This window comes from Wolbachia endosymbiont (group A) of Cydia amplana, assembly GCF_964028495.1.
In the GTDB taxonomy this organism is placed as follows: domain Bacteria; phylum Pseudomonadota; class Alphaproteobacteria; order Rickettsiales; family Anaplasmataceae; genus Wolbachia; species Wolbachia pipientis.
Map to the genome: position 1 here is coordinate 587359 of NZ_OZ034792.1, position 19979 is coordinate 607337.

At 35.8% G+C, this 19979-nt stretch carries 5 protein-coding genes; 4 read left to right on the forward strand and 1 reads right to left on the reverse strand.

The features are described 5' to 3' along the window. Positions 1-21: 21 nt before the first annotated feature. The 3 genes from ABWU40_RS02925 to ABWU40_RS02935 are packed head-to-tail and all read left to right on the forward strand — an operon-like array spanning position 22 to position 2419. On the forward strand, positions 22-486 hold the full coding sequence (locus tag ABWU40_RS02925) for an ankyrin repeat domain-containing protein (protein ID WP_264377081.1): 465 nt from the start codon (positions 22-24) through the stop codon (positions 484-486). Between the two features lie 4 nt (positions 487-490). Next, positions 491-922: a DUF2924 domain-containing protein gene (locus ABWU40_RS02930; RefSeq protein ID WP_264377080.1), complete on the forward strand. Its 432-nt coding sequence runs from the start codon at positions 491-493 to the stop codon at positions 920-922. Positions 923-931: 9 nt separating this feature from the next. After that, positions 932-2419 (forward strand): recombinase family protein, encoded by a 1488-nt coding sequence (locus ABWU40_RS02935; protein ID WP_264706662.1) that lies wholly within the window; start codon positions 932-934, stop codon positions 2417-2419. Positions 2420-2904: 485 nt separating this feature from the next. On the opposite strand, the gene ABWU40_RS02940 is transcribed toward ABWU40_RS02935, so the two are convergent. Continuing rightward, on the reverse strand, positions 2905-4212 hold the full coding sequence (locus ABWU40_RS02940) for a hypothetical protein (protein ID WP_353279385.1): 1308 nt from the start codon (positions 4210-4212) through the stop codon (positions 2905-2907). Positions 4213-5441: 1229 nt separating this feature from the next. On the opposite strand from ABWU40_RS02940, the gene ABWU40_RS02945 reads away from it, so the two are divergent. Continuing rightward, positions 5442-19916 carry an SET domain-containing protein-lysine N-methyltransferase gene (locus ABWU40_RS02945; RefSeq protein ID WP_353279387.1) on the forward strand — a complete coding sequence of 4825 codons (14475 nt, stop codon included), beginning with the start codon at positions 5442-5444 and terminating at the stop codon, positions 19914-19916. Positions 19917-19979: the final 63 nt, after the last annotated feature.

Genomic DNA, 19979 nt, shown 5'->3' on the forward strand with positions numbered 1-19979 from the left:
AAAGAAAAGGTGAGGTGGATTATGTTAAAGCTTGGCAAATTTAATAAGTCAGCAAAAGGATTATTAGAGAAATCATTTAAAAGTATTTATGAAAGAGACAAAAGGGGAAGAACGGTTTTACATTATGCAGTAGACGCAAAAACAGTGAGGTTATTAGTCGAAAAAGGAGCGAATGTGAATGCAGCAGATGTAGAAGGATACACAGCACTGCACCTAGCGGTAACGGAGAAACGCCTAGAAACCGTGAGAGAATTGATAAAATCAGGAGGGAATGTAAATGCTGAAGAGTATGGCAGTAAATGTACTCCATTGCACCTTGCATGTATGGTAGGTGAAAAAGAAATAGTGAAAGAGCTAGTGAAGGCTGGAGGAGAAATAGAGCAAGCAGATAAATTTGGAATGACAGCAATGGATTATAGTAAAGAAGTAACCGAGGTATTAAAGAAAGAAACAGACAGAATTGAAAAGTTATTTATGAAAGGCTAAAAATATGGAGGAAGAAATAGAAAGTAAGGTAAAGGATTTAGAGAAAGAATCATTGGAAAAGCTGAGAAAAATATGGAAGAAGGTATATGGAGAAGAAGCGCCCAGATACTCAAAGAAATACCTGATACCAAGATTAGCTTATAGAATACAGGAAAAAGCGTATGGAGAAATGTCAAGAAAGGGGACGAAAAGACTAGATTATCTGGCAGATCGGCTAGAGAAAGGAAAAAGAATAAGTAGCGATAAACTGCCAGTAGAGGGAACAGAGCTAATATTAGAGAGAGGGAAAGAGACTCACGCAGTAATGGTAACAGATAAGGGTTTAATCTATAGAGAAGAGTTTTATACGTCATTGTCAGCAGTAGCAGGGGAAATAATGGGAATGAGTTACAATGGACCTTTATTATTTGGGATGCGTGATAAAAGTGGAAATTGAGGAGAGAGAATGCTAAAAGAGGTGAGATGCGCAATATATACAAGAAAGTCAAATGAAGACGGGTTAGAGCAGAAGTTTAATAGTCTTGATGCGCAGCGAGTAGCATGTGAAAAGTACATAAAGAGCAGAGAAGGCTGGGTAATATTGGCAAAAAGGTACGATGATGGAGGCTTTTCAGGAAAGAATTTAGAAAGACCAGCGATAAAGGAATTATTTGCAGATGTGAAAGGAGGAGAGATAGATTGTGTAGTAGTATATACTCTGGATAGGCTATCAAGGGAAACAAAAGACAGCATAGAAGTTACATCATTTTTTAGAAGGCACCGAGTAAATTTTGTAGCAGTAACGCAGATATTTGACAATAATACGCCAATGGGAAAGTTTGTACAAACGGTATTATCAGGAGCAGCACAGCTAGAAAGAGAAATGATAGTGGAGAGAGTAAAAAACAAAATAGCAACATCAAAAGAACAAGGTTTATGGATGGGTGGAACTTTGCCGCTAGGGTATGATGTAAAAGATAAGGAATTAATAATAAATGAAAAAGAAGCAAAAACAGTGAAGCATATATTTGAAAGATATTTGGAGCTGAAGTCAATGGCAGAATTGGCAAGGGAGTTAAATAGTCAAGGATACCGGACAAAATCAGATATCTTTAAAAAAGCGACGGTAAGGAGAATAATAACAAATCCAATATATATGGGAAAAATCAAACATTATGAAAAAGAGTATGAGGGAAAGCATGAAGCAATAATAGAAGAAGAAAAGTGGCAAAAAGCGCAGGAATTGATAAGGAATCAACCATATAGAAAAGCAAAATATGAGGAAGCACTGCTTAGGGGAATAATTAAGTGCAAGAGCTGTGATGTGAATATGACACTGACATATGCAAAAAAGGAGAATAAGAGATATCGATATTACGTATGCAACAATCATTTAAGGGGAAAAGGTTGTGAATCAGAAAACCGAAATGTAATAGCAGGAGAAGTAGAAAAAGAAGTGATGAGGAAAGCGGAGCAGATATATGAAAATTGGAGAGAAAAGACCGAAGAAAAATGGGAAAATTTAAGTTTTGGAAAGCAGAAAGAAGTAGTGAAAAAGTTAATAAAGGGAGTAATGATAAGAGAAGATGGAATAGAGGTACATTCTGAGTCAGAGGAAACATTTATACCAATAAAAAAGAAAGGAAATAAATGCACGGTAGTAGAACCAGAAGGGAAAGCAAACAATGCGTTACTCAAAGCAGTGGTAAGAGCCCATCTGTGGAAACGGCAACTAGAAGAGGGAAAGTATAGAAGTGTGAAAGAGCTGAGTGCCAAAATTAATATAGGTACAAGACGTATACAACAAATTTTAAGATTAAATTATTTAGCTCCCAAAATTAAAGAAGACATAGTAAATGGAAGACAGCCAAGAGATTTGAAGCTAGCTTATTTAAGAGAAGTACCAATGTTATGGAGTGACCAACTGGAGAAGTTTTACGGCTTAGAATCTTAATTTACAAAAGCAATAGGCAATGGAAAAGACTATGTGCCAGAAAACCAATACTTTAAAACAAAGAATTAAGGTAAACTAGTTTTACAGGAACTGATACTTAACTATGTAATAAAAATATTGACAATCTTAAACATACATGTGAAACGATTCCAGAACTCCAAAGTTATTGCGTAAGAGATAAATGTTCCTGATAGCCCTTCTCCCGCTGAATCATGTGGTGGGTCTGATAAAGGAAATTCTGTAGGTATCACAAAAGTCAATTCAATCAAACACAAAAGGCTATACCTATAAAAGAATAAACATCAAGAGAGAAAAATAATTTCTTTAGAAGAATCTCTAAATTATTAAGTCAACACTTATCCCCCTACTATTTCTTCTCACCTTGAGAGTATGGCTTATACTTCAAAAAATCTTACTTTGAAGATACATCAATTTTTTTACCCCTCCAAGACCTTTCTTTTGTTTACTAATTTTAGTTGACTTCATTAACACACTACTATTTCTTTCGAAGCTCCCATCTTTTGCAGCTGGTCTAAACTATCGATTGGCTTCATAAGAGTAGATGGAACACCTGATTCTTTCACTACAAAATTTGATTGTTTAATAGTTTCAGCTGACTCTATAAGTATTCTACCGTTTCTTTCAAAACCTTTATCGTTAACAGCTTGTAGAACACTTTTTCCTCCTAAAAAGCAGCTTTCCCCTAAACTTGATTGATCTTTTAATTTGTCAAACTTCTCCTGGTTCTCTCCATCAAGCTTTACTTTTATTATATTACTATCACCAGGACACAGATGAATACTAATCTCTCCTACTTCAGTGGTAAAGGACATTTCAATGCTATCTCCTAAGACATCTGTATAATTTCTTTTTTTTCCTATGCTTTCAACTCTTATTATACTTTCCCCAATCTGTAAGATGCTACTTTCTATACTGAAATTTTCATTCACCTTACTATTCATAACCTTTGCAACTTCAACGATACTGTTTTGTGGCCACATGAAAAGAACAAGATTGTTATCTATTTCTACTTTCAGATCATTATCTTTAACTTGTTCATTTTTGTTTACTAAACCTCTGTATGCGATACTTTTTAATTCGTCCTTAATTTTTTTACATTCTGTAAAAATAGGTTCATCACTTCCGTACATAGCTTCATCTATCATTCCGTCATTGTAAAAATCAGACTCTATTTTTGCACCTGCTAATAGTAGCTTATTGACAATATTGAATAAAGGTTCTAAAGCCTCTTCCCACTCATCTATTGCCTCCTCCCCATTGTCCTTATAACGTGATCTAGTAGTAGGAGTTATACGCATAACACTGCTAGCATTAGCAATGTCAATTATTTTTTTTAATATAAAATTCGACACACTACATTCATAGTGATCACGGCGTAAATTTAGCTTTATTTTTCTTTTCAAATATTCATCTATTAAATGTTCCATCTTTTCTAGAGTGACCTTTGCAGAATTTTCATATCTATTTTCATGAAACTCTTTCATTATACTTTCCATCTTGTCATGAAATTCATCAATCGAAGCTTTTTCGCTCTCAGTTAACAGATTTACTAAATTCATTAAAATTGAGTTCTCTGGAATAAAAGAACTTTCAACAACAGTATTGTTGTCTTCAACAACGGACTCATGCCAGTCATCAGTTTGTTCTTGATCTAACAATGATGGACTAGGCTCCAGAGTTTGCTGACCAAAACGTTCCATGTGCTGTTCTTCAGTAGCTAATCCACCATTTGCATGAACTTGCTTAGTTCCTAAAATATATTCTAATATCATAATCCCTCAATCTATAGATATATTATGTACATAATTAGCATGAATAAAAGCTAATGCAAGTATAATTTTTCATATTTTTTAGAGAGTTGTCTTCTCCTGCTGTCACTTCATGTATCTTTGCTATCCAACAAAAAATCGTTTCTGGACAACCTCTGTAGTATGACGTTCTTGGCCCATATATGGTATTATGTAAAAGTTAGAATTAAACAGCAACCTAACAATTGCCAAGGATAAAAAAACTTCAAGAAAAACATTTTCTATATTAATAGATACAAAAATTTTATTGGAATTTACAGGAAATACAATACTCCTCAGCGTCATAAAGATTTTAAATGTTTACTCTGTTCAAAAAGATAAAAATAGATCGTATATTTGTGAGAACAAGTTGCGTAAAAATGAGGTTGTAAAAATAGAAGTTTGAAATCTTTGCAATAAAATTAGGCAAACTAGTTCATATGTAGATGTGGGTGAAATGGGCTAATATGGCTAGTTTTAGCGTATAGCAAAATCACTATATTAAAAAGTTCGTATGTATCGTTTGGTAGACCAAGCTACCCCAAAACGAACGATTCTCACCGCCCTTGGTTTTGAACGCTGGAAATGGTTAATTCAATTGATATATTGAGTAATATATTTTGCTAAATTAATATTATCTTGCTTGCAGAAGGATTAACGAACTTATAACAAAAACAAAATTTAAAATAAACAAGAATTCATGTATGGAGCTCGTTATCAAAAATTATTACAAATCTAAAAAATTTTCTAAAATAATAGTTGACAAGTTTTAAGGGGGTGTATAATTAGACATTGATTATATACAAGTTAGAAAACGGTTAGTATATGGAGCAAGTGTGTCAAGGAGTTTGTCCCTGTTCGCCTTGTAGTCGCTGCAAGCATAAATCAAAGAGATGGTTCCTTCTGGTTATGGAAAACACGAAAGCAAGATGCACTAGTATCAGGAAGATGTTAGGTGATATAAAGTGCAAAAGAAAGCATTTAAGAATCTATGTTGTGGAATAATATGGTATGGGTATTTAATTGTAAAAGACCTACATGTACATTTTACCTACGTAAAGATAAAACACCAGAACCATACCACAACTTCATCCTGGATTGCAGCACGACCGAGGAGGTTATTTGAATGGATGATTTGCCTGGATCAATAGAAATATTGTGATTCACTTCCAACATCCAATGAAATTTTTATATCTATATTTATAAGTAAAGTTATGTTAAGTAGGAATATGTCTGATTTACCTCTTTGTGAACAAACTACAGGAGTTTGTACAACAGTGGGTGATGGTAACTGTTTTTTCCATGCAGTGTTTGGTGGCTATACACCTGGTGGGTATCAAGCTGAAAGAGCGCAAGATATGAGAACGGAATGGCATAAATTTTTAAATCAATTTACATCTTTAAATGATGAAAGCATGCCGGTTCATTTAAATGAGCAGCTGCAAGTAGTTCTGGAAACCTTTTTACGCGAACCAGAAAAGTTAACTAGTGAGTTTTCCGGAATAAAGGATTTAGCTGAAAAAACAAACGATAAAATTGTTAAAGCTTGTAATGATGTTAACGAATTAAAAAAAGCAATTGTAGCAAATTTTCTTGAAGATGACGAGTTTGCAGAGGTAATATATGCAGCAATAACTGATATGCATAATACCAGATCTCCAGGAAACAAGAAAGCTTCTCTTACTATCTCAGACTTGCGCAAAGAAAAAAACAAGGACAAACTACTTGCTTCTATTACAGAAAATATTTGCCTTTGTATATCACGGTACATTCCTGGTCTTGATACTAGCGAATATGGTGATAGATACAATGCTGAAGTTATAAAAGATTTATTTATTAAAAGTGAATTGTTATATCAAGTCTATCTAAAAGGAATAAGAAGTCAAAGTTATTTTATTTTCACTGAAGAAATTCCTATCTTAGCTGCCCTATCTAATACTAAAATTATCCTCCATGTTAATGGAAATGTACTGTTTTATGAACCAGACTCAAGAATGATAAATCCTGATTATGTAAGGATAGATAGATTATGGGGTAGTAAAGAGCAAGAAACAATATTCCATTCAGGAGAACATTTTTCTAGATTTATTCCAGGACAAACGAGAGGTGATTTACCAGGTCCAAGCTGTGGAGAACAAGGGTCTTCTACTGATATGAGTAGTTCTGGAAATGAAACACAAAAGCAGTCATCGATGTTAAAAGGGTGTTCTGTTACAAAGAATCAAAAAAAGGCGAGACCTGCTTCAGGTGTACATCTTCTAAATAAAGATTTTCAAGAGAACTTGACAGGCAATAATTGTGAATTTTTTCTTCAAAGTTCCGTTATCTCGGATGTTGGAAAGCATGTCTATAAATGGACTGAAAGTAATAATATAATTTGGGGGATTGAAGGTTGTCAACGTTTACCAGCGCAATTAGAGAAGTTCAAGAAGAATAGAGATAAAAGATTAATATACATACTCAATCAAAATTCTATCCACTGGGTAACATTGGTTGCTATCCATGATAATAGGAAGGGAGATATTTTTTTCTATGCAGATTCTTTTGGAGAAGGTATCGAAAAGTGTTCTGTAAGTGCTATTGGTAAATGTAATACCGGTAGTAATGGGGGGAATAAAGCCTCTTCTGTTAAACGGATGTCCTTAGATGAATTTTTAGAAAGAAAAGGATACTCGAAGAATAATATTTACAGTGTATCTTGCAAACAGCAGCATGATGGTCACAATTGTGGAGTATTTGCTTTAGAAAATGCGAAAGCGATTTTGAATGTGATAGATGGTGGAAATTATGATCACGTTAAGGTAAAGGAGAGCTTGAAAAACTTTAAAAAAGATCCAGTATCTTTAAGAGAGGGTTTTGCTAAAAGTTTAAAGGATTTTGCTGAAGGTTTTAAAGAAACTTTAAACTCTGCGTCTACGGTAGCTGAGGAATCAAAGCGAGATGGTAATAAGCCAATAGGTTATTACCAATTGAAAAATTCTCTTATCATTAAAGTTCATGGCGATGACGATGATGCTCTTTTGCGCTTTTTAAGAACAGAAGAAGGGAAAGTTATGTCTAATTTCTTAATTAAGAATAAATATATGAAAGGTATACTAGGTATTATTAATCGATCGGGACATAATTCTCAAAAAGCATTTGAGGAATCATATAATACTTTCTTTGATTTGAAAGGAAAAAAAACAGATAAGCTAGAACATGTATTAAATGTTAAGTTCACTATCGATCATGTATTTTCCATTATGGCTAAGTCAGGAATAAGGGTGAGGAAGTTATTCAATGAATTTCATGATATTGTGTGCAATGAAAGAGGACAACCAACCCTAGAACTACAACTTATCCTCTCTACTGGATTGGATATCTGTGATGTAAAAAATATTATGAGAGGAACAAGAGGAAAGGCTAAAGAAGTATTTTGGGAGTTTTATAATGTATTTTTTTCTCCCGAAGGAAGGCGTAAACCGACACTAGAATGTCTGCAAAAAAGTATTATGAGTATGAAAAACTTGGTCACTATTCTGGGTCTGAGAGGGGTCAACTCTGTGAAATTATTGGGGAATTTGATATGTGAGCTTTTTTATAGTGAAGGAGAACCAAAACCGAAACTGAAACATATGTTAGATGCTAATTGCACTATGGAAAATATATCTTGCATTTTAAGTGGGTCAGGAGTAAAGCTTCTAGAAGCATTCAATGATTTGCATGATGTTTGGTTTGATGAGAAAGGGGAAAAAAAAACAAAGTTGCAGAAAATATTAGATTATGGATTTAGTTGGAAGAATATCTCTTCTGTTTTGAATAAATCAGGAATAAATGCTCCAAAAGTGTTTGTGGGATTTTATAGTGTATTTTTTGATAGTTTGGGAGGTAAATCAAAAAAGTTAAATCTCATGTCAGATTATGGATTGACTGACTCTCATGTCATATCCATGGTAAATAAATCAAAATTAAACGCTTTCAGAACAGTCAACTCATTTTATGAAGTATTGTTTTGTGAAAATGAAGAAAAAACAAAAGAGTTCGATGATTACTTAGGATACGGTTTTACTCTATGTGGCATATTCAACGTTATATCTGTGGCATCAGCAGAGATTTCAACTGTATTTAAGGATTTTCATGAGGCTTTGACTTCTATAGCAAATCAAAAAAGCAAGATATCCCGTATATTGGAAAGATGTAATGGTGCCTCGAGAGTATCCAGCTTAATGATTGGAGCGGGGAAAAAGGCTCCGGGTGCATTCAATAGTTTATATGATGCTTTGTTTGATAATAAAGGAGAGCCATCATCAGAACTAAAGTATATGATCGAATCTGGATTGTCTTTGGATTTTGTACTCAGCATCCTAAGTGGATCAGGAGCAAATGCTCCAGAAATATTCATAAAATTCCATAGAGTTTTGTTTGAAGCGGGGACAAAGCATATAGTAAGTAGTGATGTATGTTTGTCTAGTATAGCCAACATTTTGCATGGAGTGGGATCAAAGGCTCCAGATGCATTCAGGGATTTGTATGGTGTTTTGTTTAATCCGAATGGAACAAAAACAGATAAGCTAAACCATATGATAAATGGCGGGATATACTTTTCTAGTATATCCAGCATTTTGAGTGGATCAGGATCAAAGGCTCCAGATGCATTCAGGGATTTGTATGGTGTTTTGTTTAATCCGAATGGAACAAAAACAGATAAGCTAGTTCGTCTCTTAGGTTGCAGGGTGAGCTTTTTTAGCATAGCCAACGTTTTGAGTGGATCGGGAGCAGGTGTTCTCGGTGCATTCAATAATTTGTATTATGCTTTATTTGATGATGAAGGAAATATCACACATATTCAATCGAGTATTAAAGATAGCGGTCTAAGCTTATCTGAGGTGTTTAACCTCCTAACTGGAGCAAAAAAATTGGCTGGAGATGAATTAGAGAGGTTACATAATAGTTTATTTCGTAATCAAGCCAAAGAAATAAAGAATATATTAAATAAGGGTATAGATTTTGCCAATGTGTCCAGTATTTTAAATGGATCAGGAGCAAAGACTACAAATGCATTCCAGAGTTTGTATGTTGTTTTGTTTAAGTCGGATGGAGAGCCAACAAATGAGCTAAGTCATATACTAGGTAGCAGTATAGATTTTTCTAGTGTATCCGGTATTTTAAGTGGATCAGGAAAAAATGCTGCGGATGCATTCAAGAATTTGCATGGTGTTTTGTTTAAGTCAAATGGAGAGCCAACAAATGAGCTAAGTCATATACTAGGTAGCGGTATAGGTTTTTCTAGTATATCCAGTATTTTAAGTAAATCAGGAGCAAAGGCTGCGGATGCATTCAAGAGATTGCATGGTGTTTTGTTTAAGTCAAATGGAGAGCCAACAAATGAGCTAAGTCATATACTAGATAGCGGTATAGATCTTTCTAGTGTGTCCAGTATTTTAAGTGGATCAGGAGCAAAGGCTACAGATGCATTCCAGAGTTTGTATAATGTTTTGTTTAAGCTGGATGGAGAGAAAACAAATGAGCTAAGTCATATACTAGGTAGCGGTATAGGTTTTTCTAGTGTGTCCAGTATTTTAAGTGGATTAGGAACAAATGCTGCGGATGCATTCAAGAGATTGCATGGTGTTTTGTTTAAGTCGGATGGAGAGCCAACAAATGAGCTAAGTCATATACTAGATAGCGGTATAGATTTTTCTAGTGTGTCCAGTATTTTAAGTGGATCAGGAAAAAATGCTACGTGTGCATTCAAGAGATTGCATGGTGTTTTGTTTAAGTCGGATGGAGAGCCAACAGATGAGCTAAGTCGTATGCTAGGTAGCGGTGTAGATTTTGCCAGCATTTCCAATATGCTATATAGGACGGGAGAGATGGTTAAGGAAACATTCGATCAGCTCTACTTTACTTTCTTTGGTTCGGAAGGAAAAGGAATAGATAAGCTAAGTCTTATGTTAGGTAAAGGTATAGATTTTGCGAGCATTTCGAATATTCTAAGTAGGTCAGCAAAAGATTCTCCAGAAGGATTTAGTAGGTTGTATGATGCTCTGTTTTCTTTGGATAGAAGTCAACGATGCAAGATAGATTATATAGTAAAAAGAAAAGTAAGTTTTTCTAGCATTTCTGATATTTTAAGCAGGGCAGGAGTAGGGGCTGCAAAAGCATTCAATAGCTTGTATAATGCTTTGTTTGATTTGGACCACAATCAACGATGCAAGCTGGATTATATATCACGAAGCAGGGTTGATTTTTCTAGCATATCTACTATTTTAAGAAGGGCAGGAGTAGAGGCTCCAAGAGCATTCAATAGCTTGTATAATGCTTTGTTTACTTCCGACGGAAGAGAAACAGATAAGCTAGCGAATATATTAAGTAGAGGGATGACTTTTTCTAGCATGTCTTGTATTTTACAAGGGGCGAGAGCAAAGGCTGCGGATGCATTCAATAAGTTATGTGATGTTATGCTTGATTCGAGCGGAAATCAAAAAAGCAGGCTAGATTGTATATTAAATAGCAGGGTAACTTTTTTTAGCATGTCCAATGTTTTAAGTGGATCAGGAGCAGAGGCTCCAGATGCATTCAAGAATTTGTATGATGTTTTGTTTGATGGCTCGGGAAAAGAAAAACCAGAGTTAGAGCTTATATTAAACAAAGGTATAGGTTTTGCCAGCCTTTCCAATATTATAAGTAGGTCAGGAGCAAAGGCTCCAGATGCATTCAAGAATTTGTATAAGATTTTCCTTGATGGCTCGGAAAAAGGAAGATCAGAGGTAGATCGTATATTAAACAAGGGTATAAATTTTGCCAATGTGTCCAGTATTTTAGGTGGATCAGGAGCAAAGGCTCCAGATGCATTCAAGAATTTGTGTGATGTTTTGTTTGATTTGGACCACAATCAACAATGCAAGCTAGATTATATATTACGAAGCAGGGTTAATTTTGCTAGCATATCTGGTATCTTAAGTGGATCAGGAGCAAAGGCTCCAGATGCATTCAAGAATTTGTATGGTGTTTTGTTTAAGTCGGATGGACGGGAAACAGATGAGCTAAGTCATATAATAGATATAGGTATAGATTTTGCCAGTGTGTCTAATATTTTAAATCAATCAGGAGCAAAGGCTGCGGATGCATTCGAGAATTTGCATGGTGTTTTGTTTAAGTCGGATGGAGAGCCAACAAATGAGCTAAGTCATATACTAGGTAGCAGTATAAGTTTTACCAGTTTGTCCAGTATTTTAAGTAAATCAGGAGCAAAGGCTGCGGATGCATTCAAGGAATTGCATGGTGTTTTGTTTAAGCCGGATGGAGGGGAAACAGATCAGCTAATGCGTATAATAGACAGCGGTATAAGTTTTGCCCGTTTGTCCAGTGTTTTAAGTGGATCAGGAGCAAAGTCTGCAGAAACATTCAAGAATTTTTATGATGTTTTGTTTGATTCGAATGGAAATCAAAATTATGTATTTGATGGAGAGTTAAATGTAACTCATTTTTTCAATATTTTAGCCTGTTCTGGAGCAAAGGCTCCAGAGGCATTCAAGAATTTTTATGATGATTTTTATGATAATGAAGTGGACCTAGAAACGGATTTAGAATGTATGTTAGACAAACAAATGGATATGGATGATATATCCAATATCTTATATGGAGCAGGATTGAATGCTAAAAGTTGTTTTAAGAACTTGCGTTATGCTCTTTTTGATAGTAGTGGAGATGAGGTGCAAGATCTGTGCGATATGTTAAATAAAGGAATAATGATATCTGATCTATCCAATATGTTAAGTAAAGCAGAAACAAGGGCTCCAGAATCATTCAAGAAGTTCCATAATGCTTTGTTTGATGATAAAAGAAATCCAAGACGAGAGCTAGGCGATATTGTGGCTAAGAAGTTAAGTCTTGAGGCTATATTCAACATTTTAGGTAGAGAAGGAGAAGTTTCTCCAGATGCATTCAGGAAATTGCACGGTGTTTTGTTTAAGCCGGATGGAGAGCAAACAGATGAGCTAAATCGTATAATATCTAGCGGTATAGATTTTGCCAGTTTGTCCAGTATTTTAAGTGGATCAGGAGCAAAGGCTGAAAAGGCATTTAAAGATTTTCATGATGCTTTATTTTATGAGGAAGGAGGTAAAAAACCAAACCTACAACGTATATTAAATGAAAAAATGAACCTTGCTGGAATATCTCGTGTCTTATATGGAGCAGGAGTGGAAGCTAAAGAGCGTTTTAATCGGTTATGTGGTTTTTGGTTTGATTCTGAGGAAGAAGAAGTGAACGATGTTTATATAGCTTTTATCTTTAATCTTAAGGTGCTCAGAAACAATTCAGTGTTTGATATTCCTGGAAATATTGCTCAAATCTGTGCATGCTTATCAATATGGCCATCAGAGGTGCTAAAGGGTAAGAATGTTCAATCCCTTGCTGGTAAGTTTATAAAAAATGTAAAAAAAATCTCCGCGCAGTTTAAGTTTCAGGATATTGCTCCTATCTATAATGCGATAGCAAGATTATATGAAAGTAACCAAACGTCAACTAGTTCTTCTAATACTAATTTTGATAGTAATGTTTGCAATAATTGTGTTTCTGATCTTGCAGCTTGTGCTATTACCCTCGCTCCTGTACAACATAATATAAGATATATTATGAATATGGTCTTTAGCTTATCTAGATTAGCTCGTGCAGGTTTAGTGATAGATGAAGATCTATCATGTGAGTTAATTCATTCTTTAACAAAGAAGTTTGTTAGTTATCGATTAGATAGTAGCTATTCCGATAAAAATCACTTACATGTTTATCCTCTTGTTAATTCTTTCTCTACACTTGTTTGTCTCATTTATCAAAGCAAGAGAAGAGATACTATTATTAGTAGGGAGCTTGCTCAAGGTATGCTAGAAACAGTTTCTAATTTAAATAGTGTTCAGAAGAATATGGAATCTTCTATTAATATGTTGTCCACATTAAATAAATTATCTGAACTGATGAAAAACAAAGTAGAAGCAAAATTCTTCCAAAGGGCTATTGGTAGTGTATTATACAATCTACAATTTATTAATGAACATCAAAATGATGATTTAGGGGAAAAAGCTCCTTCCTTAGTTAATAAGTTGTCAGATAAATTAAAAAAGTTACTATGTTCAGATTTGTACCGTGACCATCTTACAGATGAACTAAGAGAAGATCTAACCGCGGGATTCTCCCCGAATACAAGGGTGGAAATTCATTCGCAGTGCACGAAAGAAAAATTCCTAATCACTAGTCGTAGTATACTTATTGATGAGGACCAATCAGAAAAATATACGTTAAAACAAATTAAGGAACAAGGCGAAATTAAGTACAAGGCAGGTGTTGAAGATCAAATTCAGTATAGTTGGCGTGCACTTGGCTTAAATTATGACTTTAATGTAGAGAAAAATGATTCTGATATTATACTTGCAAAAGTTGCCTGCTTAGAAGAAGAAATGGCTTATGGGTTGTTTTTGAATACTAAAAAAAGCATATCTCCTAAAGCTTTCTTGGGAACGGGTAATAGGGAAATGAACGAGTGTGTTCTGGAACGTTATTCACAAATATCTCCAAATTCAGAGAAAGAAAGAAACTGGGCAAGTTACTTAAATCATGCATCGATAGGTACCAGTAATGTCATTGGGACTTTAAATAAGCTTCGAGGACATGCCTGTCTCATCTTGAGTACAAGTAGAGAAATTTTGCCTGGTCATCAACTACTTTTTAATTATAAGCAAGATCGTTCTCGTAGATTAGATTCTATTCCTATCTACCTGCATTACACTGATAATTACAAGTCACCTTCACAACGTTATAATAGCGCGAAAGATTTTTATTATGATTATGTTTTCTCTTTAGAGAGAGAGATCGCTAGAGTTTTAGGATATCGCGGGCAAAAGTATTTTGTGGTGACTAAATTATTCAAACAAATATACGATAAGGGTCTTTCACAGGTAGATTATGAGTCAGACAGTACAACAGTATTGTCAGAAGTATCGAATATTCCAATCTATGCGGTAACTTTGAAAAATGGGAAATGGAATTTTGATAAATATAGCAAACAACAACAGATAGTTCCTTTAATGCTTGCATGTTATTTTGGACAGGAAGATATCATAAAAGTGTTATTGGAAAGAGATGACATTGATGTTACTTATCGTTCATTACATGGTGGGTATAATGCATTGACTTTTACAGTCATCAATAGAAAAACTGATTCAGAAACAAAAAAGAGGATTCTTGTTCGCTTGATTAATAAGATAAATACAATAGGTGAGGTGTATGACAATAAAAAGCAGGCAAAGGTGTTCTTATCTGAGGTGCTATGTTCTACCGATTCCCTCTGTAACAGCCTATTTGATCACCTGATGAGAGAGGGTGAGTATTTATTGTATCAAGAATTTTACAAAAAACTTTCTCAACAATCGAAGAGAGAAGTTGCGAGAAAGTTTATAAGTGAAAGAGGAATGTTCAATGTTGTATTTAGCTTGGGTGGTTCGGAATATATTAAAATAGTAAACCTTTTGCTAAAAAAAGTTTCAGAAAAAATGATAAAAGAATGTTTAGAAGGTTATGAAGAAAGAGATGTTGATTATAATGAGATACTTATAGGCTTACTATCTAATAACAGAAATATGAGGTTGAGTAACTTCAACAAGCTTACAAGTCTTAGTGAACCTATAAAGCGGAAGATACTTAGTTTTTTAACATTAGAGGAGCCACTTCTGGGGAGAGACGTTACTAATGCAGGAAGAGAGGAGTCATCTCAGGAGGTAGCCGGTCCTGATGCAGCAGTAGAGGAGCCACCTCTGGGGAGAGACGTTACTAATGCAGGAAGAGAGGAGTCATCTCAGGAGGTAGCCGGTCCTGATGCAGTAGGAGGGGGGCGGCCTCAGAAGAGAGCCCGTCTTAGTCAGGAAGGAGGAGCAGAGTTATTAGTTCATCTAGTTAATGTGGAGGAAGATGTTAATAAATACTATAGAGTGTCAAGCAAATGTGGAGGTAAAATTTTTAAATCTTTAGTATCTCAAAGAAATGCAGGTTATGTGGGTTTCGATATATCATTTGTAAGAAAAACAATGGATGCTATAAGATCGAATAACTCTAGGATAATTGCTGATAATAAAAAAAAGTTATTAAGTTGCATTTTATGGGATGTATTAAGATTGGCTCTTACACCCGTACTTGCAGAAGTGTTTGATTTAGCTTTAGAGCTCCATTGTGATGTAAAAGAGATCCTTAGTGCTTTCTCATATCATTCTATTAGATGTGCTATCTATTCTGAGGAGAATGATTGTGTAAAGTTTATATTAGACAAAGTAGGTCAAGATCTTGATAGAGAGAAGATGAAGGATGCTATCTTATATGCTACACTTTTGGCTGTGCGTGGTGGTGGTTTAAACATTCTATTGTCTCTACTGGATAATGTGAAAGCAGAAGAAAAAATGTATTTTTTCAGTGAAATCATAAAAACTACTACTTACTTGCATGGTCTAATTTATGAATATGAAGAATTAGATAGCACAAAAGTTTTTTGTCATTTTGCTAATATTATCACTTGTGATGATAGGGAGACTATATTTAAATCTGTCAATGCTTCTTATGAAGCAAATTTAGAGCTTTTGAAGAAGAAGCTGGTAGGATCTCCTGTGAAAGACAGCGCTTCTATTGTTATAGAGGAGCCATCTCAGGAGGTAGCCGGTCCTGATGCAGCAGTAGAGGAGCCACCTCTGGGGAGAGACGTTACTAATGCAGGAAGAGAGGAGTCATCTCAGGAGGTAGCCGGTCCTGATGCAGCAGTAGAGGAGCCACCTCTGGGGAGAGACGTTACTAATGCAGGAAGAGAGGAGTCATCTCAGGAGGTAGCCGGTCCTGATGCAGTAGGAGGGGGGCGGCCTCAGAAGAGAGCCCGTCCTGATGCAGCAGGAGGGGGGCGGCCTCAGAAGAGAGCCCGTCCTGATGCAGCAGGAGGGGGGCGGCCTCAGAAGAGAGCCGGTCCTGATGCAGCAGGAGGGGGGCGGCCTCAGAAGAGAGCCCGTCTTAGTCAGGAAGGAGGAGCAGAGTTATTAGTTCATCTAGTTAATGTGGAGGAAGATGTTAATAAATACTATAGAGTGTCAAGCAAATGTGGAGGTAAAATTTTTAAATCTTTAGTATCTCAAAGAAATGCAGGTTATGTGGGTTTCGATATATCATTTGTAAGAAAAACAATGGATGCTATAAGATCGAATAACTCTAGGATAATTGCTGATAATAAAAAAAAGTTATTAAGTTGCATTTTATGGGATGTATTAAGATTGGCTCTTACACCCGTACTTGCAGAAGTGTTTGATTTAGCTTTAGAGCTCCATTGTGATGTAAAAGAGATCCTTAGTGCTTTCTCATATCATTCTATTAGATGTGCTATCTATTCTGAGGAGAATGATTGTGTAAAGTTTATATTAGACAAAGTAGGTCAAGATCTTGATAGAGAGAAGATGAAGGATGCTATCTTATATGCTACACTTTTGGCTGTGCGTGGTGGTGGTTTAAACATTCTATTGTCTCTACTGGATAATGTGAAAGCAGAAGAAAAAATGTATTTTTTCAGTGAAATCATAAAAACTACTACTTACTTGCATGGTCTAATTTATGAATATGAAGAATTAGATAGCACAAAAGTTTTTTGTCATTTTGCTAATATTATCACTTGTGATGATAGGGAGACTATATTTAAATCTGTCAATGCTTCTTATGAAGCAAATTTAGAGCTTTTGAAGAAGAAGCTGGTAGGATCTCCTGTGAAAGACAGCGCTTCTATTGTTATAGAGGAGTCATCTCAGGAGGTAGCCGGTCCTGATGCAGCAGTAGAGGAGCCACCTCTGGGGAGAGACGTTACTAATGCAGGAAGAGAGGAGTCATCTCAGGAGGTAGCCGGTCCTGATGCAGTAGGAGGGGGGCGGCCTCAGAAGAGAGCCCGTCTTAGTCAGGAAGGAGGAGCAGAGTTATTAGTTCATCTAGTTAATGTGGAGGAAGATGTTAATAAATACTATAGAGTGTCAAGCAAATGTGGAGGTAAAATTTTTAAATCTTTAGTATCTCAAAGAAATGCAGGTTATGTGGGTTTCGATATATCATTTGTAAGAAAAACAATGGATGCTATAAGATCGAATAACTCTAGGATAATTGCTGATAATAAAAAAAAGTTATTAAGTTGCATTTTATGGGATGTATTAAGATTGGCTCTTACACCCGTACTTGCAGAAGTGTTTGATTTAGCTTTAGAGCTCCATTGTGATGTAAAAGAGATCCTTAGTGCTTTCTCATATCATTCTATTAGATGTGCTATCTATTCTGAGGAGAATGATTGTGTAAAGTTTATATTAGACAAAGTAGGTCAAGATCTTGATAGAGAGAAGATGAAGGATGCTATCTTATATGCTACACTTTTGGCTGTGCGTGGTGGTGGTTTAAACATTCTATTGTCTCTACTGGATAATGTGAAAGCAGAAGAAAAAATGTATTTTTTCAGTGAAATCATAAAAACTACTACTTACTTGCATGGTCTAATTTATGAATATGAAGAATTAGATAGCACAAAAGTTTTTTGTCATTTTGCTAATATTATCACTTGTGATGATAGGGAGACTATATTTAAATCTGTCAATGCTTCTTATGAAGCAAATTTAGAGCTTTTGAAGAAGAAGCTGGTAGGATCTCCTGTGAAAGACAGCGCTTCTATTGTTATAGAGGAGCCATCTCAGGAGGTAGCCGGTCCTGATGCAGCAGTAGAGGAGCCACCTCTGGGGAGAGACGTTACTAATGCAGGAAGAGAGGAGTCATCTCAGGAGGTAGCCGGTCCTGATGCAGCAGGAGGGGGGCGGCCTCAGAAGAGAGCCCGTCTTAGTCAGGAAGGAGGAGCAGAGTTATTAGTTCATCTAGTTAATGTGGAGGAAGATGTTAATAAATACTATAGAGTGTCAAGCAAATGTGGAGGTAAAATTTTTAAATCTTTAGTATCTCAAAGAAATGCAGGTTATGTGGGTTTCGATATATCATTTGTAAGAAAAACAATGGATGCTATAAGATCGAATAACTCTAGGATAATTGCTGATAATAAAAAAAAGTTATTAAGTTGCATTTTATGGGATGTATTAAGATTGGCTCTTACACCCGTACTTGCAGAAGTGTTTGATTTAGCTTTAGAGCTCCATTGTGATGTAAAAGAGATCCTTAGTGCTTTCTCATATCATTCTATTAGATGTGCTATCTATTCTGAGGAGAATGATTGTGTAAAGTTTATATTAGACAAAGTAGGTCAAGATCTTGATAGAGAGAAGATGAAGGATGCTATCTTATATGCTACACTTTTGGCTGTGCGTGGTGGTGGTTTAAACATTCTATTGTCTCTACTGGATAATGTGAAAGCAGAAGAAAAAATGTATTTTTTCAGTGAAATCATAAAAACTACTACTTACTTGCATGGTCTAATTTATGAATATGAAGAATTAGATAGCACAAAAGTTTTTTGTCATTTTGCTAATATTATCACTTGTGATGATAGGGAGACTATATTTAAATCTGTCAATGCTTCTTATGAAGCAAATTTAGAGCTTTTGAAGAAGAAGCTGGTAGGATCTCCTGTGAAAGACAGCGCTTCTATTGTTATAGAGGAGCCATCTCAGGAGGTAGCCGGTCCTGATGCAGCAGTAGAGGAGCCACCTCTGGGGAGAGACGTTACTAATGCAGGAAGAGAGGAGCCATCTCATACACCCGTACTTGAAGAAATGTTTGATTTAGCTTTAGAGCCCAATCGTGATGTAGAAGAGGTTCTTAGTGCTTTCTCATATCTATCTATTAGACGTGCTATCTATTCTAAGAAGAATGATTGTGTAAAGTTGATATTAGACAAAGTAGGTCAAGATTTTGATAGAGAGAAGATGAGGGATGCTATCTCATGTGCTACACTTTTGGCTGTGCATGGTGGTGGTTTAAACATTCTATTGTCTCTACTGGATAATGTGAAAGCAGAAGAAAAAATGTATTTTTTCAGTGAAATCATAAAAACTACTACTTACTTGCATGGTCTAATTTATAAACGTGAAGAATTAGATAGCACAAAAGTTTTTTGTCATTTTGCTAATATTATCACTTGTGATGATAGGGAAACTATATTTAAATCTGTCAATGCTTCTTATGAAGCAAATTTAGAGCTTTTGAAGAAGAAGCTGGTAAGATCTCCTGTGAAAGACAGCGCTTCTATTGTTATAGAGGAGCCATCTCAGGAGGTAGCCGGTCCTGATGCAGCAGTAGAGGAGCCACCTCTGGGGAGGGACGTTACTAATGCAGGAAGAGAGGAGCCATCTCAGGAGGTAGCCGGTCCTGATGCAGCAGTAGAGGAGCCACCTCTGGGGAGAGACGTTACTAATGCAGGAAGAGAGGAGCCATCTCAGGAGGTAGCCGGTCCTGATGCAGCAGTAGAGGAGCCACCTCTGGGGAGAGACGTTACTAATGCAGGAAGAGAGGAGCCATCTCAGGAGGTAGCCGGTCCTGATGCAGCAGTAGAGGGGCTGCCTCGGGGGGGAGAAGCACAACTACGTGAGTATTCTCCTTGTGAACAAAGATTGAGAAGGTTACAGCCTTTATTGACACATTCTTTTCCTACAACAAGAGCTCTAAATGGTTTATCACTTGAACAGATAAGAATAAGAGAGAATGATGTTGGGATCTAAGAATACCGAAAATAATGTGGAGTAGCTTGCGCATTACAGCACTAACAAAAGATCTTTGTGCAA

Excerpts from the sequence above, each read along its gene's own strand:
- ABWU40_RS02925 (WP_264377081.1), top strand. The coding sequence starts at position 22 with ATGTTAAAGCTTGGCAAATTTAATAAGTCAGCAAAAGGATTATTAGAG.
- ABWU40_RS02930 (WP_264377080.1), top strand. The coding sequence starts at position 491 with ATGGAGGAAGAAATAGAAAGTAAGGTAAAGGATTTAGAGAAAGAATCA.
- ABWU40_RS02935 (WP_264706662.1), top strand. The coding sequence starts at position 932 with ATGCTAAAAGAGGTGAGATGCGCAATATATACAAGAAAGTCAAATGAA.
- ABWU40_RS02940 (WP_353279385.1), bottom strand. The coding sequence starts at position 4,212 with ATGATATTAGAATATATTTTAGGAACTAAGCAAGTTCATGCAAATGGT.
- ABWU40_RS02945 (WP_353279387.1), top strand. The coding sequence starts at position 5,442 with ATGTTAAGTAGGAATATGTCTGATTTACCTCTTTGTGAACAAACTACA.